Here is a 24,223-nt window from a genome sequence, read left to right on the forward strand (position 1 = left end):
AAGAATATGAAAAAAGGATATTTTAATCTGATATGTGGCATGACTCTGCTGGGCTTGGTGTCGTGTATGGAGATTGATAACTTCGATGAGCCGGCAGCTTCTGTCAGAGGTAGTATTATCGACTCTACAACAGGACTGCCCTATGAGGGCTGTGTGGGCGATAATCATATCAAAATCTGGGAAAAGAGTTTCAGTACCAATCCAGCTGAACAGGGCCTTCATATCAAGTCTGATGGTACGTATGTCAACAATAAACTCTTTGCAGGTACTTACGATATGTGTCCTGTCGATGGTCCTTGGTTCCCTATTGATACTATCCGTGGGGTACAGATTGGTAATACGAATAATGCCACTCAGGACTTTGTGGTAACGCCTTATATCAAGGTGAAGGATTTCTCTGCAGAGCTTGAGTTGTATCCTGAGGCCACTTACGATACGCTGGTGGTAAGCGGACGCTTGTTTGCTCCCTATCCTAAGGGCTATAATGGTATAGATATGCCACAAGTACGCGAAATACGTCCTTTCGTGAGCAATGTCGAGACCTGTGGCGCTTCCATGTGCATGAGTTACTACTATAGTGATCAATGGCGAGTAAACGTGAGAAAAGGTTGGAGTACCATTGGCAACATGGATACTGGCGAGGGCAACTTGACTTATACTTTCCGCCTACCTGTTAAGCGTGGATACAAGTACTGGGTTCGTATGGGGGTCAACATGAACGACCAGTATAACCACTGGAATTACTCTGAAGTCAAATCGATAGAAATCCCACAGTAAATGATGTTAAGTAAAAGAAAGTTAGTTGTTGCAATGATGGTTGGGGCCTTTACTGGCCTCACCATCATGGCTTGCGGTGGCGGTGGTAACGATGATTATATTCCGCCTGCAGTACAACCGGAAAAACCTGTGAATTCCGATACACCGGATGCAATGTCTGAATATAACAGTCTGGGCGATGATTTCAAGATCCATCAGGACGGTGAGCCGTTTGATACCTACATGGGTTTGGTGATGTGTGGTTATCAGGGGTGGTTTGGTACACCGGGCGATGGCTCGCCTCTCACCACCGTGGCAGCCAACGAAGGGTGGTATCATTATCGCGAGAGTGAGCAGTTCCGTCCAGGCGTACTGCGTAACAGCATCGATTTCTGGCCAGATATGTCGGAATACGAGCATAAGTATGTGGTTGGTGATGGCGATGAGACGGGCTACAGTTCTCCTTTTATACTGCCTGATGGCAGTCATGCTACAGTGTTCAGTTCGTACGACCAACAGACGGTGATGACCCATTTCAAGTGGATGAAACAGTATAACATTGATGGTGCCTTCATGCAGCGTTTTGTAGGTGAGATTATGGATGCTCGTCATAAGGATCATTTCGATGTTGTTCTCAGTCATGCTATGACTGCCTCTAACGAGTACCAGAGAGCCATCGCCGTGATGTACGATATGAGTGGAGTCACTACCGATGCCAATATGCGAATCATGGTTGACGATGCACAAAAACTAATGAATGAATATAGTCTGTCTGATCGTTCCAAACAGAAATACTATCTGTATGAGAATGGTAAGCCCATGCTGGCTCTTTGGGGCGCTGGCTTCAATGATAACAACCATCCCAAACCATCGTTCCTGAGAACCTACGTTGAACAGCTGAAGGCTCAGGGTTGGAGTATCATGCTGGGATGTCCTGGCTACTGGCGACAGGGTGGCAACGATTGTGTTAGTGGCTCTGAACATACCGAACTCATCAAACTCATCAAAGAGTGCGATGCTTTTATTCCTTGGTATGTGGGGCGTTATGGGCACGATAATTTTACCAATGCTGATTGGCAGACGCGTATTAAACAGGATATTGCCACTGCCAAGACCTATTCCACAGCCTCTCATCGTGTGGTTTATGCTGAGCATATCTTTCCAGGTGGCAGCGATCGCAATATGCATCCTAACAATGGCAAGGCTAATCCGGATCATACCAATACCGGTTTCCGTTTTGGGGGGCAGTTCTACTGGAACCAGTTTTATTACGACATCAAAAATGGTGCGCAGGCTATCTATGTTGGTATGTTCGATGAGATGGACGAGGGCACAGCCATCTTCAAGCAGCTGAATGTGAGCAAGGTGCCTAGCAATGTAGCCAGTCAGGACTATTATGTCAACTATACCACCGGCGGTAGCTATTCTATGTCGTCCACTCAGCGCACAGGCTCTTCTATCCAGTGGAGCGAGCTGGCCAGTTCGTTGGATATCAGGTTCCAAGGTATCGATGATGATAAGCCTACTGACCACTATCTCTGGTTGACAGGCGAAGGTCGTAAGATGCTGAACGGTCAGACCAAGATGACAAAAGATATTCCTTTACGATAATACAACAGTTATGAAGTTATTCAAGACAACAACAATTCTGATGGCAGCAAGTATGAGTATCAGTCTGCTTGCTTGCAGTTCTTCGCGTGAATCAAAAGAAACAAAGATTGGCGAATTGCCTGCCAATCCATTCGTGACTCATATCTATACAGCCGACCCCTCTGCTCATGTATGGAAGGACGGCCGACTGTACGTCTATCCTTCACACGATGTTGACCCACCCCGTGGTTGCGATCTCATGGACCAGTACCATGTGTTCTCCACTGATGATATGGTCAACTGGAAGGACCATGGCGAAATTCTCAACTCATCGCAGGTGGAGTGGGGGCGTCCGGAGGGTGGCTTTATGTGGGCACCTGATTGCGCCTATAAGAATGGTAAATACTATTTCTACTTCCCGCATCCCAGTGGTAGTGATTGGAATGATACATGGCAGGTAGGCATCGCTGTGAGCGACAAACCAGATTCAGGCTTCCAGCCAGTAGGTTATATCAAGGAGATTACCGACCATTTCGCCATGATCGACCCTTGTGTGTTTGTCGATACCGATGGTACACCCTATTTCTACTATGGTGGTGGCGGCCGTTGCTTGGGCGCAAAGATGAAGGACAATATGGTAGAGTTGGCCGAGCCTCTCCAGGAAATGAAGGGGTTGCAGGATTTCCACGAGGCCACATGGGTGCATAAGCGTGGCGATTGGTATTACCTGTCGTATGCCGACAACCATACAGAGAATGGTCGTGGTGCCAACCGCATGCACTACGCCATGAGCAAATCGCCGCTTGGTCCATGGGATTATAAGGGCATCCTGCTATTGCCTACAGGGTGCGATACTACCCATGGTTCTATCGTCGAATATAAGGGCGAGTGGTTCCTGTTCTATCATAATCAGGCACTGTCAAACCATGGTAACCTCCGTTCCATCTGTGTCGACCGTTTGTCGTATAATGATAATGGAACCATTAAACTTGTTAAACAACATTGATGAATGTATAAGTTAGAGATAGTTATATGTTAGTTAGTTTTGTAGTTTTTCTGATGTTATTCTGTGTCTCTCCTGCGGGAGCAGCAGCGTACACGGGCGGTAAGATGTACAACTCTTATCGTGGTTTAGTCATGGCCGGATACCAGGGGTGGCAGAACACCCCTGGTGACGGCGCTAACCGTGGCTGGCATCACTATCAAGGACGCAATGGTTTTCAGCCAGGTTCAACGAATGTCGATTTCTGGCCCGATGTGTCAGAGTATGAAAAAACATATCCTACCCCGTTTAAGTTCGATGATGGCAGTGTGGCCCAGGTCTATTCGCCTTACGATGCCTCGTCGGTTGATACGCATTTCCGTTGGATGCAGACGTATGGACTCGATGGCGTGTTTATGCAACGCTTTGTGGCCGAGATTCGTAATCCCAGTGGTAAACAGCATTTCAATCGCGTGTTGAGTTCGGCCATGACGGCTGCCAATAAGTACGAACGCGCCATTTGCGTGATGTATGATCTGAGTGGTATGAATCCTGGCGAAGAACAGTTGCTGTTGAATGATATCAAGGAACTGTCTGCAATCCATGCGTTGAAGGAACACCAGAAAACCCCCTCTTATCTCTATCACAATGGTCGCCCATTGGTGGCCGTTTGGGGCGTGGGCTTCAACGACCATCGCCGCTACGGCTTGGATGAGGCTCAAACCATCATCAGTGGTCTGAAGGCTCAGGGCTTCAGTGTCATGCTGGGTGTACCCACCCATTGGCGACGCCTTTATGAGGATACCGAGGGCGATGCCCGTCTGCACGAGTTGATTCAGCAGTGCGATATCGTGATGCCGTGGTTTGTTGGTCGCTACGATGAACGCGTCTTTGATACCAGATATCGTCAGCATATCATCGATGATATCGCCTGGGCTAAGGCGCATGGTGTAGATTATGCCCCGCTTTGTTATCCAGGCTTCTCGTGGCATAACATGCACTATCCCCATAAGCCAGCCGTTGAGATACCTCGCAACCGTGGACGTTTCTTTCAGATGCAACTCGATCATGCCATCAATAGTGGTGCAGAGATGATTTACATTGCAATGTTCGACGAAATAGATGAGGGTACGGCCATCTATAAGATAGCTCGGCGTGTACCTGTAGGACAGCCTGGCTCTATATTCGTACCTTTGGAGGATGGTATCGGCAACGATCATTACCTACGACTGGCAGGACAGGCTGCCCAGCGACTGAAACGCCAAGTCAAGGAGCCTGTCGACTATGTAAACCCCTACATCGGTAATATCAGCCATCTGTTGGTACCTACGTTCCCCACGGTACAATTGCCCAATAGTATGTTGAGGGTCTATCCTCTGCGTGCCGACTATACCTCGGAATATGTATCTGGTTTGCCTATCATTGTGACCAACCATCGTGAACGTTCAGCCTTCAGTCTGTTGCCACAGACAGGTAGCCAGTTGGCGCTAAAGAAACAATATACTTACGATAATGAGACAATTCGTCCTTATGAGTTCGCCATTGAACTCGACGACCAGATGTCTGCTCGCTTTGCCGTTAGTCATCAGTCGGCTATCTACGAGGTGAGCTATGATGATGGCATTGCACCCAGTGTGGTTCTTGCTACCGACAATGGTCAGCTCACGGCTTCTGGTCGTGTCATACATGGCTGGCAGCGCATAGATGGTTCAGTTAGCAACGATACCAAGGTCTATATTTATATGGAGTCGCTTGAGCAGCCCACGCAGACCGTCACACTCTCTTCAGGAGGTAGTACCAGTGGCGTGGGGGTCCGTTATCCTCTGTTAACTCAGAAAGTACATCTGCGTTACGGCATCTCTTTTATCAGCGAAGCACAGGCCAAGGCCAACCTGTATCGCGAACAGTCTGGCTTCGATATCGATAGTCTGGCCGCTGCAGGTCGTCAGTCATGGAACGATGCCCTTGGACGTATACAGGTGAAAGGGACTTCTGATAATGATCTGACAGTCTTCTATACCGCTTATTATCGCACCTTCGAACGTCCTGTATGTATGAGCGAGGATGGGCGTTATTGGAGTCCCTTCGATGGACAGGTGCATGACGATGGTGGCACGCCGTTCTATAATGACGATTGGATATGGGATACTTATCGTGCTGCCCATCCTTTGCGTACGCTAATGGATCAGTCTGTCGAAGAAAACATCCTGAATTCCTATCTTCTGATGGCCGAACAGATGGGCAACGGATGGTTGCCTACGTTCCCGGAGTTGAATGGCGACTCACGTCGCATGAACTCTAATCATGGTGTTCCCGCACTGGCCGATGCTTTGGCCAAAGGCTTAAGAGTCGATGCGCAGAAGGCTTTCCGTTATTCTCAGAAGGCCATGGAGGAAAAAACCTTGGCGCCATGGTCGGGGGCAAAAGCGGGCTGGATTGATCAGTTCTATCAGGCTCATGGCTATATCCCCGCTCTGAATCCAGGCGAGAAGGAGAACGACCCCAATGTGAATGGTTGGGAGAAACGTCAGCCAGTGGCTGTCACCTTAGGTACCAGTTATGATGCGTTCGCACTCTCAGAGATTGCGAAGCATCTAAGTACAACAGCCAAGAAGAAGGAGCGCCAGCAGTGGTTGCAATTGTCTGAAAAGTATGCTCGTCAGAGTCTGAACTATCGTCATCTGTTTAATGCAGAAACAGGTTTCTTTCATCCGAAGAACAAGGAGGGTGAATTCATTACCCCTCTTGACTATCGATACGATGGCGGTGTTGGAGCCCGTCAGTATTATGATGAGAACAATGGTTGGATATATCGTTGGGATGTGCCTCATAATATTGCTGATCTGATTCAGTTGATGGGTGGGCGCCAGCAGTTTGTCGCCAATTTGAACCAGACTTTCGCCGAGCCGTTAGGCAAAAGTAAATGCGAGTTCTATGCTATGATGCCCGATCATACAGGCAATATTGGTCAGTTCTCGATGGCCAACGAACCCTCGTTCCATATACCCTATCTGTATAATTATGCCGGTCAGCCTTGGATGACTCAGAAACGTATTCGCCAGTGTCTCCGTACCTGGTACCGCAATGACCTGATGGGTGTTCCTGGCGACGAGGACGGATCGGGCATGTCGGCTTTCGTGGTGTTCTCGTCTGTAGGTCTCTATCCCGTCACTCCAGGTCTGCCTGTCTACAACATCGGTTCGCCGCTCTTCCCCTTGGCTGTGCTTACGTTGTCGAATGGTCGTATTTTCGAGGTGCGCGCCCATGGGGCTTCGGCTCAGAATAAGTATATTCAGAGTGCCACGTTTAATGGTCAACCTTGGAATCAGCCCTGGCTCAGTCACCAGCAGCTGATGCAGGGTGGGGTGCTCGAACTGCAGATGGGTGCGCATCCTAACAAACAGTGGGGGGCTGCTGAAGATGCTGTACCTCCATCAGCAAAAATCAATTAATCAACATGAGAAGATATATTATAATGGTATTCGTTCTACTCTTGTGCGTAGGATTCTCATCTGCGAAAATCAAGAGCGAACGAAATGGAATAGCAGTGTTCCATCAGGGACTCTATATTAAGGTGTCGTTTCTGAACGACAGCGTGTTGCATGTCACTAAATCGTACGATGTAAACTATCAGTCGGATAAGCTTGTCGTCGGAGCACAGACCACTACTCTTGCTACGCTCAGACAAGAACAGCGCAAGCAGCATCTGATTCTTTCAACCAGTCGGGTGGTGGTCGATTATCACCAACGCACTGGCATGGTCAGTGTGCGCCGTCCTGATGGCCAGCTGCTCATCAGCGAACAGGCTATGCAGTTCACGCCTTGTCAGGATGGACCGTTCGATGCGTACACTGTCCGTCAGTCTTTTACCCTTGCGCCCAATGAACGTATTTACGGATTGGGCCAGCTACAGAATGGTCGTCTGAACCAGCGTGGTCAGCATATTCGTCTGGTCAACGAGAATATGAAGATATGTATCCCCATGTTCCTGTCTTCAAAGGGCTATGCACTCTATTGGGACAACTATTCGCCCACTGATTTCGACGATGATGCCAAGGGCACTTCTTTTACATCTACAGGCCGTGCTATCGATTATTATGTGCTTGTGGGCAGCGATGCTGTTTCGGCTCAGCGTGCCGTTTTCGGCCTGACCAGTCATATTCCCATGCCTGCACTTTGGAACTTAGGTGTGTGGCAAAGCAGGGAGCGTTATACCAGCAGTCAGGAACTGCTGGGAGCATTAAAACGTCTGCGTAGTCTGCGTGTACCTGTCGATTGCATGGTGCAAGATTGGCAGTACTGGGGCGATAATATGCATTGGAATGCTCAGCGTTTCCTGAATCCGGCCTTTGCCGACTATCGGCAGATGATTGACTCTGTGCATGCGCTCCATGCCAAGCTATTAGTATCTGTCTGGCCCGATTATGGACCAGCCACCGAGCAATACCAGCATCTGCAGTCGTTGGGTAAGCTTTTGCCTGGCAAATCGTTCCCCAACGATGTCGAGTCGCGTGTGTACGATGCCTTCGACAGCGATGCGCGTAACTATTACTGGCATCACATGTTCGATGGATTGCTGCGTCATGGGGTCGATGCCCTTTGGCTCGATTCAACCGAACCCGATTATTCTGGAACCGAGGCCGATCTCGACTTTGTGACAGGTGCTGGTCGCACGTGGCGCTCGCTACGTAATGCTTTCCCCTTGGCCACCGTTCTGGGTGTTTATAACCGTCATCGTCAGGAGCCTTTGCTGGCCGATAAGCGTGTCAGCATCCTCACCCGTTCCGGTTTCTTAGGTATGCAACGTACGGGCGCATTCGTGTGGAGTGGCGATATCGATGCCAACTGGCAGACGTTGGCCCGTCAGATTCCTGCGGCTTTGAGTGCATCTATCAGCGGTCTGCCCTTGTGGAACAGCGATACGGGTGGCTTCTGGGTGCGCGATTACGAGGGCGGCTGTCGGAATCCTGCTTATCGTCGGCTTTTTGCCCGTTGGACGCAGTTCTCCACCTTTACACCGATGCTGCGTTTCCATGGCACGAATACACCTCGCGAGATCTGGAACTATGGTACCGAAGGCGATGCCGAGGGCACCTATGATAATATCCTGCGATACATCCGGTTGCGTTATCGCCTTCTGCCTTGGCTTTATTCCCAGGTGCATCAGCTAAACACGAAAGGCGAGTTGTTAATGGGTGCCTTGCCTCTTTACTTCCCGCATGATAGCCAGGCTGCAGAGATCATTGACGAATACCTGTTCGGACAGAACTTCCTCGTTGCACCCATGCTATCTGATAAGGCAGATGGCCGTCAGGTCTATCTCCCCTCAGGAAATGATTGGATTGACTTTTGGACAGGTGAGACATTGAAAGGTGGACAATGGCTGTATAAACAGGCGCCTTATCACGTCATCCCGCTTTATGTCAAAGCTGGCTCCATCATGCCGTGGGGACCAGATGTGCAGTATGCCACCGAGAAGAAGTGGGATGATATGGAGATCAGAGTCTATCCCGGGGCTGATGGTGATTTTACACTCTATGAAGATGCCTTCGACGGCTATGGCTATGAGCAGAGTCAGTCTTCCGAGATCCGTTTCCATTGGGACGACCAGGCAAAACAGCTCACGATAGGTGAACGTAACGGGGCGTATCCGGGTATGATACAGCAGCGCACCTTCCGTGTTGTGGTGGTAACTCCGGAACAGCCTTTAGCCGATGGGCATGCCATGACCGGTAGTCAGATGGTTACATATGATGGCAGGCGCACAACTGTTGATATGTCGGGAAAACAAGTGGCATGCCGGCAGATGGCTGCTAATCCCTTCATCACGCATATCTATACGGCTGACCCGTCAGCTCATGTCTGGGCTGATGGCCGCTTATATGTTTATGCCTCACATGATATCTACCCTGCGCGCGGATGTGATCTGATGGATGCTTATCATGTGTTCTCAACAGATGATATGGTACATTGGATTGACCATGGTGAGATATTGCGTCAAAGCCAGGTGCCTTGGGGACGTAAGGAGGGAGGATGGATGTGGGCACCCGACTGTGCCTATAAGAATGGGAAATACTATTTCTATTTTCCACACCCCAGCGAAACCGAGACCTTTCATAGCTGGAAGATTGGCGTGGCTGTTAGTGATAAACCTGCCAGCGGGTTTAAGGTCGTGGGCTATATCAAGGGGGCGCCTTCTGCCATTGATCCTTGTGTGTTCGTTGATGACGACGGCCAGGCCTATATCTATAACGGCGGTGGAACGGGACCGGATTGCTATGGGGGAAAGTTGAAGGATAATATGGTGGAACTGGATGGGGAGATGAGTCCAATGAAGGGGATAGTCGATTTTCATGAAGCACCTTATGTACATAAATACAATGGCTGGTATTACCTTACTTATGCTGATAACTATGTGGAGAATGGTGTACAGAGAAACCGTTTACGTTATTGCATGAGTCACTCACCCCTTGGTCCATGGGAGTATAAAGGGGTGTATTTGGAACCCACAGACTGTGATACTTCTCATGGCTCTGTGGTAGAGTTCAAAGGGCAATGGTATGCGTTCTATCATTGTTGCACACTGTCCCGTCAGGGTAATCTGCGCAGTATTTGTGCCGATCGCCTCTTCTATCATGACGATGGTACAATAGCAACTGTTGTTCAAGGAAAAAGAGAAACAAAACGGATTAAGTAATAGGCATCATTCGAAATGAAATATCTGAAACTGTTATCAGCAGTGCTGCTATTTGCGCTGCCGGCAAAAACACAGAAACTGGTTTATCATCACACCTTTGCACCTACTGAAGGGTGGGTGAACAGGTATGAGAAACCTTATAGGGACGACATCTGTTTGAATGGCTACTGGGATTTCCAACCTGTTGACCTGCCAGCGGAGTTCGTACATGGTAAAGGCGAAGCACCGGCTTTGCCCATGCCACAGGATAATGGTTGGGACAACGTGCGCATCAAAATACCCTCGCCTTGGAATATCAATGGTTTTGCTTTTAATAATCTGGAAGGTCCCGATCATCGTAATTACCCCTCATATCCAAAAGCATGGGAAAACGTCAAGATGGCATGGATGCGTAAGACCATACAAGTGCCTGCCGATTGGGACGACAAACAGATCAGTCTGCACTTCGAGGCAGTGGCGGGTGAGGCTGTCGTCTATGTTAATGGTCACAAGGTGGGCTGCAACTTCGATCTGTTCCTGCCTTTCGACGTGGATGTGACCGATGTGGTTGAGGTTGGTCAGAGTGTTGAAGTGCTTGTGGGCGTACGTAGCCAATGGCTGTTTGAAGATGAATCGACAGTAGGACGTCGTATTCTGCCAGCTGGGTCTATGTGGGGCTATTATATCAATGGCATCTGGCAGGATGTCTATCTTGTGGCCAAACCACGCATCTTTGTGAAGGATATCTATGTAAAGCCACTCGTATCAAAGGGCATGCTAGAACTGGAACTGACTATCGAGAACCACACTGCCAAGCAAGCTAAGCTGCAGTTGGATGGTGTGGTTCACGAGTGGCTGAACCATGCAGGAACAGAGGTGAATACCGCCCCTGAGCCCAACTGGAGTCTGGGACGTACTGCTTTGATGCTTCCTGCGAAAGCTGTTACTATAGGTGCTCATAGCCAGACCACACAAACCATTCAGGTGTCAGTTGATGAGCATGTGCTTAGGTATTGGACACCAGAACACCCCAACCTCTATGCCATACTGCTGAGACTCAATCAGGGCCGACAGACGCTCGATACAAAATATCAGCGTTTTGGCTGGCGCGAGTGGACATTCGAGGACACCCGATTATGTTTGAATGGCCTGCCTTATTCGTTGAAGAGCGACTCTTGGCATTTCATGGGTATCCCACAGCTGACGCGCCGCTACGCCTGGGCGTGGTATCAGGCGATAAAGGGTATGAATGGCAATGCCGTCCGTCTGCATGCGCAGGTATATCCCCGTCTGTATATGGAGATGGCCGATGAAATGGGTATCTGTGTGCTCGACGAGACGGCTAACTGGGCCAGCGATGGCGGTCCGAAACTCGATTCTGAGTTGTTCTTCGCACACTCTCGTCAGCATCTGCGCCGTTTGGTTGAGCGCGATCGTAACTATCCCAGTGTGTTCGGTTGGAGCATCTCTAATGAGAACAAACCTGTCATACTCTATGTCTTTAAGCGCCCCGACCTGCTACCCCGTCAGAAAGAGGAGTGGGGCGTTTGGCGCGATATCGTTCGAACTGCCGATCCCACTCGCCCGTGGATATCGTCTGATGGCGAGGATGATGGGGATGGCATGTTGCCCGTTACCGTGGGGCATTATGGCGACGACCTGGCCATGCATCACTGGCAGCAGATTGGCAAACCATGGGGCATCGGCGAAACAGGCATGTGCTATTATGGTACGCCTGAGCAAGTGGCTAAACGCAATGGTCAGCGGGCTTACGAAAGTGCCGAAGGACGTATGGAGGGACTGGCCAATGAGTGCTATCATCTGATAAAGAATATGCGTGTGATGGGAGCCGCCTATAGTACCGTATTCAATATGGTGTGGTATGCTCTACAGCCGTTGCCGCTTGGCAAGCGTGATGTCACCAAGACACCAACGATGACCGATGGCGTGTTTTTCGGTCCTTATGTCGAAGGACTGCCAGGCGTGCAACCAGAGCGAATCGGACCTTATTGCACTACGCTCAATCCTGGCTACGATCCACATCTGCCGCTTTATAAGCCGTGGCCGCTCTATGCTGCGTTGCGGGCAGCCAATGCTCACCCGCAGAGTGCCTGGTCGGCTTATGCCGATGTGGATACGCTGGCCTATGTGCATCCTCAGTCGGATATGCCGATAACTCCCCGTGCGGTCTATTATGTAGGCAGTGTCGATAGCCCGCTTAAGCAGTTGCTCGATGCACAAGGAGTGGTTTATGCCCAGAAGGCTGCTAAGTCATTGGTAATTATTGATGCCAGTAAGCCCATGCCAGCCGCTGTTGTTAAGCAGATATCTCAAGCTGCTGATGTCTGGCTTTGGGGAATCACCCCCGAGACGGTAAAGAGTTATCAGCCATTGCTGTCGACGCAGAACGGCCGCACACTAACGCTTGCCTTCGACAGTTTGAGACGATCGTCGTTTCTGCCCGAAAACCGCTCGTGGTTGAGTGGACTGCAGAATAGCGATTTCTATTTCTGTGAGGTCCAGCAGACCGATGCGGCTGAGTACACCATGAAGGGAAGCTTTGTAGATGAGGGCGAGGTGCTGTTGAATGCCTGCAAGACAGATTGGCGCAGCTGGAACCTGCGCCCAGAGGAACTCAAAACAGCTGCCTTGCTACGCTCAGAAAACGAGTGTACTGCCACTTTGCCTGTCTTCGTTAAGCACGGCCATATTTATGTCAGTACGCTCGTTAATTTTGCGGATTCCAAGAAGGGCTTTGATACTCTTTCGGCCATTTTGCGCCATGCAGGGGTTAAAACCAATAAACAAACTGGTGAACTTGAGTACCGGAATACAAAACGTAGTACCGATAATTTGCTCCTTGATCCCTCTGTTGATACTTCGAAAAAGACTTCAAATTAATTGCTCCACCCGAATCGAGCATCCATCACTCCCCCTATACCCTAAGACTATCCCCGCGATAGTATGATACTAAAGGGGTGATAGTGTTATGGCAAAACCGCCGCTGGGGGCTAAGTTGATATGGAGCGAAGTAATGGAGCTGACGTCCTGTTGCAGAATGGTCATGGGATAGGGATTGGTGCGGTAGTCGGCACCAGGACCATCCTGATAGATGATAGCGCGATAGGTGGTGTTGGCATCGAGGAAATCCAGAGGGATGGTCAGGGTGCGTGCTTCGTTATCGGTGGCACCGCCTACAAACCAGCGCTCACTGTCACGGTCCTTACGTGCCATCACCAGATAACGCCCTATCTGAGCATCGATGACCTTCGATACGGTCCAGTTGGTGGGACACGACTCGATGAAGTTCAAGGCGGGCTGGTGCTCGTAGTTCTCTATCTCGTCGGCTGCCATCTGCCACGGGGTATATAGCAACACGTAGAGCGACAGCTGCTTGGCCAGCGTGGATTGCGGGTGGGTGGCTGGCACAGCCTTGTTGGTGAAGTTGAAAATGCCAGGTGTGTAGTCCATCGGGCCTGCCAAGCCACGTGTGAAGGGCAGCAGCACTTCGTGGTAGGGCGGATTGCCACCATCCTGGCTCCAGGCATTGTACTCCTGACCGCGCATATCCTCGGTGGCCACCAGATTGGGATAGGTGCGGCGCAGACCGGTGGGCATGGCGCCCTCGTGGTTCACCACCATGAGATGGTATTTGGCTGCCGTCTCAATGACCTTACGGTAGTGACGGATGCCGTACTGCGAGTGCTGCGTCTCCTTGCCATCGAGCATCATGTTGACATAACCGGTCTTCACACTATTGATACCCAGGCGCTGGTAGAGGGCGAAAGCTGCATCGAGCTGTTGCTCATAGTTGGTGGCCGAACCACCCGTCTCGTTGTGGGCGATGAGGCGCACGCCTTTCGAGGCAGCATAGCGACAGAGGCCCTCCAGATCGTAATCAGGATAGGGTTTAGTGAACTTGAAGTGGTTGCCTATGCGCGTCCAGTCGCCATCCCAACCTTCGTTCCAGCCTTCTACCAGTACACCCTTGAAGCCATGCTGGGCTGCAAAGTCGATATAACGGCGTGTCATCTCCGTGGTGGCTCCGTGCTTGGGGCCTTGCGCCCATGTGTAGTCGTTCATGTGCATGCCCCACCAGATGCCGATATAACGGCCTGTTTCGAGCCACGAGGTGTCGATACGACAGGGCTCGTTCAGGTTTAGAATGAGGCGCGAGGCGATGAGGTCGCCAGGCTTTGCCCCCACGATAATGGTGCGCCAAGGCGACACAAAGGGGGCTTGGGCATAGACCTTAACGCCCGACTGCCAGGGGGTGAGTGCCGTGAGTAGCTTGGTGTCACGTGGTGTCAGGTTCAGACTGGCATAGTCGGTGAGGTTGGCCTCGTGGATGGCTAAGTAGAGGTCGGGCTTAGCCTCGATGGTGACTGGAGTCGAGACGGTATCCTTGCGGCTGACGGGCTCCTTGGTGTACAGCGCCTCGTAGTACACGGTGCCATTGGTGGGTTGCGACCACATTTGTGCATCCCAAGGCAGGTTGAACTCAGTGAGCTCGTCCATAATCTCAAACTGTTTGAGATGAGACTGTTGGGGGAACTCGTAGCGGAAGCCGATGCCATCGTCGAACACACGGAACACCACGTTGAGCAGGCGTTTCAGTCCGTTCTTCTCCTGCAGGCGCATACGCAGCTCGTTGTAGTGGTTGCGCACAAAGCGCTCCTCGCCCCATGGCTGCTCCCACGTCTCGTCCTTCGTGTCGTGCAGGAAACCAATTATGCGGAAGTTGTTGCTGAACAGCCCTTGACTCAGTTGGAAACCAAGGTTGGAGGTATTAATGACCGGCTCGCTGCCACGCGATAGTTGGTAAAAGGCTTGTCCCTGCCTTACGCCTGCTGAAAGCGTGAGCCTGCCATCAGGCGAACTGACTGTTTCGACCGATTTGGCTGCAGCTGACAACGAGAAGATGGTGATGAGTAATAAGATGGTTTTCTTCATAATCATTCGAGTGTTTTGATGATCTCCTCAGCTTTCGCAGGTTGCATGGCTGCCAAGAACGCGTAGGCCTTGGCTACCTGAGCATCGTTCGGCTTCGACTTGCGGACTTGATACCATCGCTGGATGAGCGCCAGATGGGCTTCCGTACAGTCGACGCCTGAGAACGTTTGAAGCAGGGTGAGGTATTGATATTTGTATTGTGTGGTTGGTTCGATGGTGGTACCCTCGCCATAGTCGTTCCAGGTGCTCACCTGCAACCAGTTGAGGCCTGCACTCTTTGCTGCCTCTAACTGACGTTTGAACAGGGCACCGTTCTCCCTGTCGTAGGTGGTATAGCCGTTGCCCTGGCCGAACTGCTTATAGACATCCCAGAACCCAGGCATGGCGCCACCGATGGTCCACCCCTGAAACTTACTGTAGTCGGGTGTGGGATTGACCCACAGGAACTCACCTGCAGGGGTGCCGTAATTGCTGGTGTGACCGTTGAGTACCACTACTTCAGCATCGCCCAGTGGATTGGTGATATACTCCCAGTTGGCAGCACCTGTCATGCGGGCAGGACCGAACATCAGCAGCACGGGCTTGTTGTTGTGCTTGGCATAACTATCCTTATTCATATAGTTACTCTTGATAAACCGCATGTCGGTTCGGCCTTGGTCCTTGGCATCGTCGGCCTGAGGGAATACACCTGTGGCAAGGGCTGTCTGCTCGTCGTAGCAGAGGGCGAACTCCATGCCGGCCTTGGTGATGGCGCTGACCATCTTCTTGGTGTTGGCGGCAATGGTGCCGAAATCGTTCTTGCCCGATTCGCCCATATAGTCGATGATGACACCATCCAGTCCGGCGTATTTCATCAGCAGGCACTGGTAGTCGAGTATGGCCTCATCATCGGAGGCGTAGGCACCTGTCAGCGGCTCGTAATGACTCGCCAGATTGCTCTTGTCGCTCTTCAAGGCGTTGGCACTCATTGTCCAGTGGTTCCATACACCAGCGGCTGTAGGCTTTACAAACCAAGGCATGTAGTGGGCATAGAGCTTCATGGAGACGGACTTTGCTGGCTGGACAGGAGCGCCAGGTTCCTCATCCACGATGACTGGCGGCGTGGGCGGTGTAACGGGCTCGTCGCTGCTACCACTGCCCCCACATGCTGCCCAGAGGCTGCATGCGGAGAGTAGTATGGTATATAAAAACATGTTCTTTCTCATATTAATAACCGGGGTTCTGAACCAGATTGGGGTTCTTTTCCATTTCTACACGGGGGATGGGGAAGAGGCCTGTGTGATGGTCGGCAGGGTCTTCCTCCTTGTTCCACCACGACTTGAAGAAGGTGCCGAAGCGGATGTTCACGTTGCGGCGCAGACCCTCGAAAACGAACTCATGCTTCCACTCGTTGTCGATGGCATCAAGTGTCAGACTGGTGAGTCCCTCGACGTTGGCACGGGCGCGCACTCTGTTGATGTAGCTCAGAGCGGTCTGTGTGTCGCCCAGACGGAAGTAGCACTCAGCCTGCATCATCAGGATCTCGGCATAGCGCATCAGCACCCAGTCGTTATCGCGCTCCCACTGGTCGTTCACGCTCCACTCATATTTGTCGAGACGTACGCCTTCGTTTTGCTTGGCATTGGTGAAGTTTTCGATATCCTCGGTATAGTTCAGGGGCTCGCCATTCTCCATCAGCACATTGCTGCCATCCTTGGCGCTCTTCTGCTGACCGATCATCAAGCAGTTGCGACGCACATCACCCTCCTCGAACGATGAGTAGAGACCAGGCTGACCACAGATACCATTGCCGCTCCACTGCCAGTTGCCATCAGGCGAGAAAGCATACTTCTGGTTGTAGTGGTACGACATAGAGGCCAGATAGTTGCCTACAGTGCCTTGTGCGTGGTCGTACTGGATGGCAAAGATAATTTCCTTCGACTTCTCGTTCTCGATATAGAAGTTGGCCTTGTAGGTACCTTCGAGGGTATAGCCCTGCACCTTCTCGCAGGCGTTCAGACAGTCCTGCCAACGGGCCTGGCCTGTATAGACCTCGGCATTGAGATACAGACGGGCCAGTAGTGTGTTGGCAACATTCTGGGTGAAACGGCCGTAGATGATGTCTGTCGGCAACGAGGGCAGCACCTCCTTCAACTCGCTTTCAACAAAGTTGAATACCTCCTGGCGTGAGGCGTTCCTGGGCAGTTCGCTGGTGTTGAAGTCCTTCATGATGGGCACATTGCCGAAGTTGTCGAGCAGATTATAATAATAGTAGGCGCGCAGACCTCTGAGTTCGGCCTCGGCCGATTTCTTGGCGGCTGCAGGAATCTCAGTCTGATCGACCTGACTCAATACGGCGTTGATCTTAGAGATGCCTACGAAGTTGTAGCGCCAGATAGAGGTGACACCATCATTATCGGGTGTCCAGGTGTGGAACTGCAGTTCCTGGTAGCGGCCACCGTCGTACCAGTCGGAACCACGGGTGGGGATACATGCCTCGTCGCTGGCGCACTCGGCAGTGAAGAATACGTATTCGCAGGTAGGGTAGCAGTTGATGCCATTGCCCTCGTCGGTACCAGAGCCATAGCCGCGCAGGGTGGCATAGGCACTGTTGACAAACGACTCGGCCAGAATAGAACTCTTATCACCCTTGAAATCATCAATCGTCAGTTTGTCGTACAGATGCTCATCAAGGTTTGTACATGCGCTCAGTGCAAAAGCCGAAGCACAAAGTGCAGAAATAATATATCTTGCTTTCATAATTGTTTTGAATCTTTATTTGTTTCATGTTAGAAGCTTACGTTCACACCAACAGAGATGGTACGTGGACGAGGATAAGAATTAAACTTGTCGATACCTGGGTCGTTGAGTACATTGTCTGGAATCTGTACTTCAGGGTCAAGACCCTTGTAGCCTGTCAGGCAGAACAGATTCTCGCCAGTGACATAGAAGCGCAGACGGCTGAGTCCTAACGCCTTGGGATTGGGCAGTGTGTAGCCGAGGGTGATGCTCTGCAAGCGGAAGAAAGAACCGTTCTCGATAAAGTAGTCGGAGTACTTGGGTGCCTCTGTAATACCACTGGTCATGCAGTCGTCGAGCACGTTCTGTGAGGGGAAACGGTTGGAATCGAATAGTACCATGCGGGTGGCATTGAGAATCTTCTGACCGAACATGCCATAGCCGGCAACTGACAGGTCGAGATCGCGATAGGTCACATTGATGGCCAAGCCGGCATTCCACTTGGGCTGAGCCGATCCCAGATATTCATTGATAGGATTGCCATCGGCATCTGTGTTCAGGATATAATGACCGTCGGCATCGATGCCTAAGCACTTGGGTCCCCAGAATGCGCCTGCAGGGTAGCCTTCACGAATGGTCTGGGCATACATGTTCGACATGCCGCTCAAGCCATGGAGTGAACCGGCCTGCAGTCCTACTGCCTCGTACTGGTCGTTAGAGAGCTTGGTAATCTCCTGCTTGTTGTATGATGCTGATGCGTTGACATCGACCGTCCAGTCCTTAGTGCGGATGACATTATAGCCAAGGGTCAGCTCGAAACCTTTGTTCTCCATGTCGCCAACGTTGGCAAGCATAGTGCCGTAAGGGTAAGGTGGCTGGGGAACAGGGTAGGTCCACAGGAGATCGCTGGTCTTCTTGTAATACAGCTCCAGACTACCATGCAGTTTGTTGAACATGGCGAAGTCGATACCGATATTCCACTGGGCTGTCTCCTCCCACTTCAAGTCGGGGTTGGGGTTCTGGTTCTGGGCGTAGGTGTTTTTCCACAAGCCTGTAGCCGCATTTTTGGTGATACCGGCAATGCCGATAGTGGCCAGCGACTTATACTCGCCGATGCCATCTTGGTTACCAGTGATACCAAAGCCAGCACGTAGTTTCAGATTGTCGAGCCACGACTTGGTACTCTCCATGAACTGTTCGTTGCTGATGCGCCATGCTAATGAAACAGATGGGAAGGTGCCCCATTTGTGGTTGTCGCCGAATCGTGAGCTACCGTCACGGCGTAGAGTGGCTGTCAGCATGTATCTGTTGTCGAGGGTATAGTTCACGCGTCCGAAGAATGAGATCAGAGTTGCCTCGCCTTTATAGCTGTAAACATCGCCCTGCTTGTAATCAGTACCTGCAGCCAGATTGTTATACAGGAAGGCATCGGTATCGAATCCGGAACGAGTAGAACCGAATCCTTCGTAGATATTATTCAGGTGGGAATAACCTGCCATCAGGTTGAGATGGTGGATGTCAGCAAACAACTTGTCGTAGGTGAGATAGGTTTCCAACTGCTTGTTGGTATAGTCGGCATAGGTGCGCTGTCCCCAGCCGCTCATGCTCTGACCTTCCAGGCGGGCATAGGTTGGCTTGTAGATACCTCCCTTGGTGGAGTTCTGCTCGTACGAACCATTAACGGTGTACTTCAAGCCATCGATGATGTCGAGCTCAGCTTTGAGATAGGCGAGGAAACGATGACGCTTCTGGTCGTCATTACGATTGCTGTTCAGTTCTACAGGATTCTCGGTGTTCAGACCAGCCAACTGTGCAAACGAACCGTCAGGATTATTGACAGGGAAGGTGGGGTTGACATTGGTCATACGCTCAAAGATACGTGTATCGATGGGGTGCCAGCTGTCGAAGTTGGCATTGATGCCCTCGTCCAGGCGCAGACGTCCCTGCCAGCCAATCTGATAGGCTGTCAGCGAGCCTGCCAGGCGGTTCATGTTACTGCGCTCGATGACGCCTTGGTTGTTGTTGTAAGTGACTGATGCGCGATAGCCGCTCTGCTTCTTTGAGTTGCTGAAAGAGAGGTTATGCGAATGAGAGATAGCCGTACGGAGCAGCTCGTCCTGATAATCCACGTCGCCACCAAAATCGTTGGCATTGAGTACGTTGTTGTTACGGACATAACTACGCCATTGATTGGCTGAGAGCAGATCGAGCTTGGAAGCGGCCTGCGCAAAAGCTACATAGCCGTTGTACTGGATAGAGCTCTGTTCAACATCGCCGCCTTGACGGTTGGTGGTGACGATAATGACACCATTGGCACCACGGCTACCGTAGATGGCAGCGGCTGAGGCATCCTTCAGGATATCCATCGATACAATCTCTGTGGGCTGGACAGAGTTGATGTCAGCACCAGCTATACCATCGATGACAACCAGTGGACCGTTGGAGGCAGAGAGCGAGGTGCCGCCACGCAGACGGATGCTGGCACCAGCCTCAGGTGCACCTGACGACTGTACGATGCTCAGACCTGCCACCTTTCCTTGCAGCAGCTGCTCTGTTGAGGTGATGACGCCTTGCTTCATGTCCTTGGCGCTGACAGATGCGATTGATCCTGTCAGGTCGCTTTTGCGCATGGTACCATAACCGATACCAACGACGATGGTCTCATCAAGCACTTTGGCATCCTCCTGCAGAACGATCTGCATGTTAGGTGCTGCCTTGACTTGCTGACTGAGATAGCCCACATACGAGATTTCGAGCGTGCTGCTCTTGGCGCAGTTGATGGAGAACAGACCTTCTGCATTGGTGATGACACCAGCTGCTGACTGCCCGACCACTCTGATGGTGGCACCAATGAGGGGCTCTTGATTGTTGTCAACGACTTTTCCGTTAGCCGTTATATTCTGTGCTTGTGCACTGTGGCAGACCATCAATAAGGCTGTCACTATCATAAACAGATATCGTTTCATATGATTCTCTTTTTTTTGCGATTAATCCTCTGTGGGAACTTGTATGGTTCTCTTTTCTACAGGTGTTCCGTCTTCTTTTTGTATCTCAATTTCGATTTCTGAAGCGGTTGTGCCACTCAGCTCATCAGTCAGGTTCAGGGTTACTGTTCGTTTGTCGCGAACACCTGGAATCTCACCAGTCAGTGTTTTGCTGCCTGCCTTGACGATATATTTCAATTCGCCAGCATTACGCTCATTATACTGGCGTGTCAGCGTGATGATGTCTTTCGGCGTGAATTTGGTGGGGAAAATTCCGAAAACAGGATCGGGATAGGGAACAGCAGCACCTGCCTTCTGACTCTTGTCGCCGCTATTGGGGCCCCAGTCAGGATTTCCTTCACCATTGGGCTGAACCTTGACTACGAGGTAGCAGATATTCTCCAGCTCATAAGCAGAACGGGTGTCGGCATCGGCCAGAATGGTGGGGATAATCTCATCGCCATCACCAGGGTTGGTGGCAAAATAATCGCCAGGTACACCGATATTCCATACCCAATAACCATTGGTCAACTGCTTCACTTTTACCTTCTCCAGGCACTTGGGGCGCCAGGTGTTCAGCTGTTGCTGAACTTCCCAGTCGTTAAGACCTGCATGAGTTCCGAACTGGATGAAATCGGCATCCTGGGCCACCTCGTTCATGGTACGTCCGCCGATGGTAAACAGGTCGCCATTGAATACTACCGTCAATGGATCATTCAAGGTGAAGAGTTCTTTGAAACCCTGCGCCTTGATACCGCTATAGAATTTGACATCTTGGCCTGATTCAGCAAAGTCAGTCCACTCTGAACGAGAGTCAGGGGCCTGGAAAACATCACTTTCTTCGCTTCCGTCCTTCGTTTTCAGTCGGCACCAGAAACCTGGCCAGTCGGCAGTCTGGCAATAGTCGTACACCTCCTGCTCACTCATGCTTGATGCACCGCTTGAGAAGTATTTTGTGGGTACCATTGTCATCGTATAGATATTGTCACCCTGATAGGTCAGTTTGGCAAAATCGGATGAGTTCTCCCAGTTACCGGCATCGGGCTCTGAGGGGTTCCAACACCAGAGATAAAGGTCGACTCCTTCTCTGAAACCGGCATCGTTCATGTCGAAATAGAAGGTTACTTCTTCGTCGACCGAGAAGACTGCTGGTACAGTCCACATTCTCTGAGGACCACCGTGGTCTATTGTCTGTGCAGCTCCTGCCATTGATACAAGCAGAAAGGCTGTCAATAGTATGATGTTTTTGATGCAATTCTTTTTCATAATGGCATTTTTATTTTATTCTACGGGTGATAATGAGTATTTATAAGATAGGAATGCTTTACCTTCAGAGGTACGTGACAGCTGGAAGCCCAGTTCAGGTGTAGCACCAGGTGTGCTGGTAACCGTCAACTTCACATCCCCTTCACTGCCTTTCAGTAATAACTGGGTTGCCTCGCCTGTTGATTTTACATAATTGTTGTCTAACTCCCATGTACCTGTGGTGGGAATCAGTTTGGGCGCATTTCCTGATATAGAAAACTGTCCGCCCTCTGATAGGTTGATACAGAAGGTGTCGAATCCAAGCAGATTTGTCAGCGTCATCTCGTTGCCGCTTGTCTCATCTACTTGCGTGATGGAGTTGAGCATCCAGTTTCCACCAATCTTCTCCGTGAGCTTGATGGGGTCTACAAAGGAGCCGTCTTCCGTGGTGCTGCATGACGACAACACCAGCATCGGTAGCGTTGCTACTGTTAAGGCGAAAGCCCTGATTAATCTTTTTTCTGTTCTCATTTCTTTTAAGTTTTTAGAGTGAATGAACTTAGTTAAAAATTGTCGGTGCAAAATTACGACAAATGAGAACTGAAGGGATTAAATATTATGGATTGTATTAAGAAAATTAGGGGTACTAAAAGTTTAAGTAACTGAAAATGAGTCACTTAATATTTTTGTAATCTGAGAATTGTATTAAAGGAATATGGGGTTAAATGGCCATGATTCGTTGCTCAAACTCCTCATTATCCACGATGGATTTGTTTTTAACGCGGGTTTTATAGGTGTTGATGGTATGAACGGAGTAGTCAAGGAAACTGGCAATGCTATCACTGTCGGTGATACCCAGGCGCATTAGTGCAAAGATGCGCATCTCGGTAGTAAGCGATTTGTCGTTGTCGGGCATCTTCTGGTCTTTCTCATCGAAGAGTTTGTTGTACTCAGTTACAAAATGTGGGAACAGTTTAAGGAATGTCTCATCGAAACCATTGAACATGTTCTTGCGATCAGCCATCAACTCTGATTCCTTCAGCGATGTCTGTAGGTTTTCATATTGGCGGGTGACAATCTTACGGTCTAAGGTCTTATATAGTTTCTCCACCTTATTAATATATTGGGCATTGATATAGAAGGTTTTGCCAATATATTCATTCTTGATGGCATTAGCTTCTGAGAGCTGGGCATTGGTTTGTTGGAGTGCCGTATTCCTTTCAACAATGGTTTTACGGGCTTCTTTTAGTTTCTTGATCTGTTTCCAGATGATGTAGGTGGCAATAAGCAAGCATACAACAGCCAGCAGCGCTACGATGAGTGCTGTTGTGATGGCATTTCGCTCGTTTTTGATGATGTTGTATCTGTCTTGCTCAATAATCGGTAGGATATTACCTATCTGGATCTTTCTCTGGCGGGCATCGTAGAAGTTGGCATCGTTCATCGACTCCTGAACGAAGCGGGTGGCGCGTTCAATATCTCCGTCTTCGTAAAGCATCTCGGCCAATACGCAAAGAGCAGTGGTCTCTTTGGTGGCAGTCTCGTTATCGTAGATAGCGGCCTGCGCCAGATAGTCTTTGGCTGCTTCGCGTTCTTTCTGTGAGATACTGATCCACCCCAGACAGGAGGTCACAATGGCTTTGATATGGGGATCGAGGAGAGAGTCTTTCTGTAGTGTTTTAAAGGTTCCGATACTTTGCTCATAGTGGTACTCCTTCATCTGTCTCATGGCTACGGCATAGAGCCAGTCGGATGATTGAGGTGTGAGATATCTCAGCAATGAGTCGGTGTATATGCCTCCTTGCGTTACATATTTTTTCTGATATGGCATGGAGTGGTTATAGTCGGCCATATCATAGTTCAGGCGACTTGCCATCCAGAAGAACTTCTTGCGATAGTCGGTCGAAGCTCCCTTGATATCAATACTCTCGAGTGTTTCGAAAGCTTCCTTATATAAGCCTGCTGATGAGAGACAGAATACAACGGCACATTTTGCCTCAATGATATAATCCTTTTTCTTGAGGCCAATAGCAGTCTCTAAGCTTTTTTGTGCATAGATGTGTGCCGAATCGTATTTATACGACTTGTACTCATCATATAACTGATGATAGATATGATAAAGTGAGAGCGTATTGTTGGCATCCTCTAATTGTTGTCGGATGCCAGCAATACGCGTCTCCTTGGCTTTGACATAGTCGTCTTTATGCTCAAGACTGTTCTCTAACTTCTGAATGATGTCAGAATGGTTTGTTGCCGACCAACTCATGGGGCAACTGGCCATCAAGAGGATAGAAAACAGTACCTGACGCATTGTTCTTT

General features: G+C 50.2%; 13 protein-coding genes. 6 read left to right on the plus strand and 7 right to left on the minus strand.

Features of this window, described 5'->3' with window-relative positions; all coding sequences use genetic code 11:
- The first annotated feature begins 6 nt into the window (after nucleotides 1–6).
- The 6 genes from T495_RS0114455 (at nucleotide 7) to T495_RS0114480 (ending at nucleotide 12,905) form a co-directional block, all read left to right on the plus strand.
- On the plus strand, nucleotides 7–777 hold the full coding sequence (locus T495_RS0114455; protein WP_033149191.1) for a DUF3823 domain-containing protein: 771 nt from the start codon (nucleotides 7–9) through the stop codon (nucleotides 775–777).
- Nucleotides 778–2,367: a glycoside hydrolase family 71/99-like protein gene (locus T495_RS0114460; protein ID WP_033149192.1), complete on the plus strand. Its 1,590-nt coding sequence runs from the start codon at nucleotides 778–780 to the stop codon at nucleotides 2,365–2,367.
- Nucleotides 2,368–2,407: 40 nt separating this feature from the next.
- Nucleotides 2,408–3,352 carry a family 43 glycosylhydrolase gene (locus T495_RS0114465; RefSeq protein WP_369699750.1) on the plus strand — a complete coding sequence of 315 codons (945 nt, stop codon included), beginning with the start codon at nucleotides 2,408–2,410 and terminating at the stop codon, nucleotides 3,350–3,352.
- A gap of 1,205 nt (nucleotides 3,353–4,557) precedes the next feature.
- The gene (locus T495_RS0114470) at nucleotides 4,558–6,780 is read left to right on the plus strand and encodes a GH92 family glycosyl hydrolase (RefSeq protein ID WP_051652094.1); all 2,223 of its coding nucleotides are present in this window, start codon (nucleotides 4,558–4,560) and stop codon (nucleotides 6,778–6,780) included.
- Between the two features lie 5 nt (nucleotides 6,781–6,785).
- Entirely contained in the window at nucleotides 6,786–10,025 is a 3,240-nt protein-coding gene (locus tag T495_RS0114475) for a TIM-barrel domain-containing protein (RefSeq protein WP_081832153.1), read from the plus strand.
- A 15-nt stretch (nucleotides 10,026–10,040) separates the two neighbouring features.
- Nucleotides 10,041–12,905 carry a glycoside hydrolase family 2 protein gene (locus T495_RS0114480; protein WP_051652090.1) on the plus strand — a complete coding sequence of 955 codons (2,865 nt, stop codon included), beginning with the start codon at nucleotides 10,041–10,043 and terminating at the stop codon, nucleotides 12,903–12,905.
- A 69-nt stretch (nucleotides 12,906–12,974) separates the two neighbouring features.
- Here T495_RS0114480 and T495_RS0114485 read toward each other — a convergent pair whose 3' ends face one another.
- The 7 genes from T495_RS0114485 to T495_RS0114515 form a co-directional block, all read right to left on the minus strand.
- The gene (locus T495_RS0114485) at nucleotides 12,975–14,957 is read right to left on the minus strand and encodes a glycoside hydrolase family 97 protein (protein WP_033149214.1); all 1,983 of its coding nucleotides are present in this window, start codon (nucleotides 14,955–14,957) and stop codon (nucleotides 12,975–12,977) included.
- A gap of 2 nt (nucleotides 14,958–14,959) precedes the next feature.
- Nucleotides 14,960–16,162 (minus strand): hypothetical protein, encoded by a 1,203-nt coding sequence (locus tag T495_RS0114490; protein ID WP_033149193.1) that lies wholly within the window; start codon nucleotides 16,160–16,162, stop codon nucleotides 14,960–14,962.
- 1 nt (nucleotide 16,163) lies between these two features.
- Complete coding sequence (locus T495_RS0114495; protein ID WP_028903392.1) at nucleotides 16,164–17,696, minus strand: RagB/SusD family nutrient uptake outer membrane protein; 1,533 nt, start codon at nucleotides 17,694–17,696, stop codon at nucleotides 16,164–16,166.
- A 29-nt stretch (nucleotides 17,697–17,725) separates the two neighbouring features.
- Entirely contained in the window at nucleotides 17,726–20,641 is a 2,916-nt protein-coding gene (locus tag T495_RS0114500; RefSeq protein ID WP_033149194.1) for a TonB-dependent receptor, read from the minus strand.
- A gap of 21 nt (nucleotides 20,642–20,662) precedes the next feature.
- Nucleotides 20,663–21,925 (minus strand): hypothetical protein, encoded by a 1,263-nt coding sequence (locus tag T495_RS0114505; protein WP_033149195.1) that lies wholly within the window; start codon nucleotides 21,923–21,925, stop codon nucleotides 20,663–20,665.
- A 15-nt stretch (nucleotides 21,926–21,940) separates the two neighbouring features.
- Nucleotides 21,941–22,435 (minus strand): DUF5004 domain-containing protein, encoded by a 495-nt coding sequence (locus T495_RS0114510; RefSeq protein WP_028903395.1) that lies wholly within the window; start codon nucleotides 22,433–22,435, stop codon nucleotides 21,941–21,943.
- 190 nt (nucleotides 22,436–22,625) lie between these two features.
- Nucleotides 22,626–24,215: a DUF6377 domain-containing protein gene (locus tag T495_RS0114515; RefSeq protein WP_033149196.1), complete on the minus strand. Its 1,590-nt coding sequence runs from the start codon at nucleotides 24,213–24,215 to the stop codon at nucleotides 22,626–22,628.
- Between the last annotated feature and the right edge of the window lie 8 nt (nucleotides 24,216–24,223).

Source organism: Prevotella sp. P6B1 (assembly GCF_000702825.1).
Classification (GTDB): Bacteria; Bacteroidota; Bacteroidia; order Bacteroidales; family Bacteroidaceae; genus Prevotella.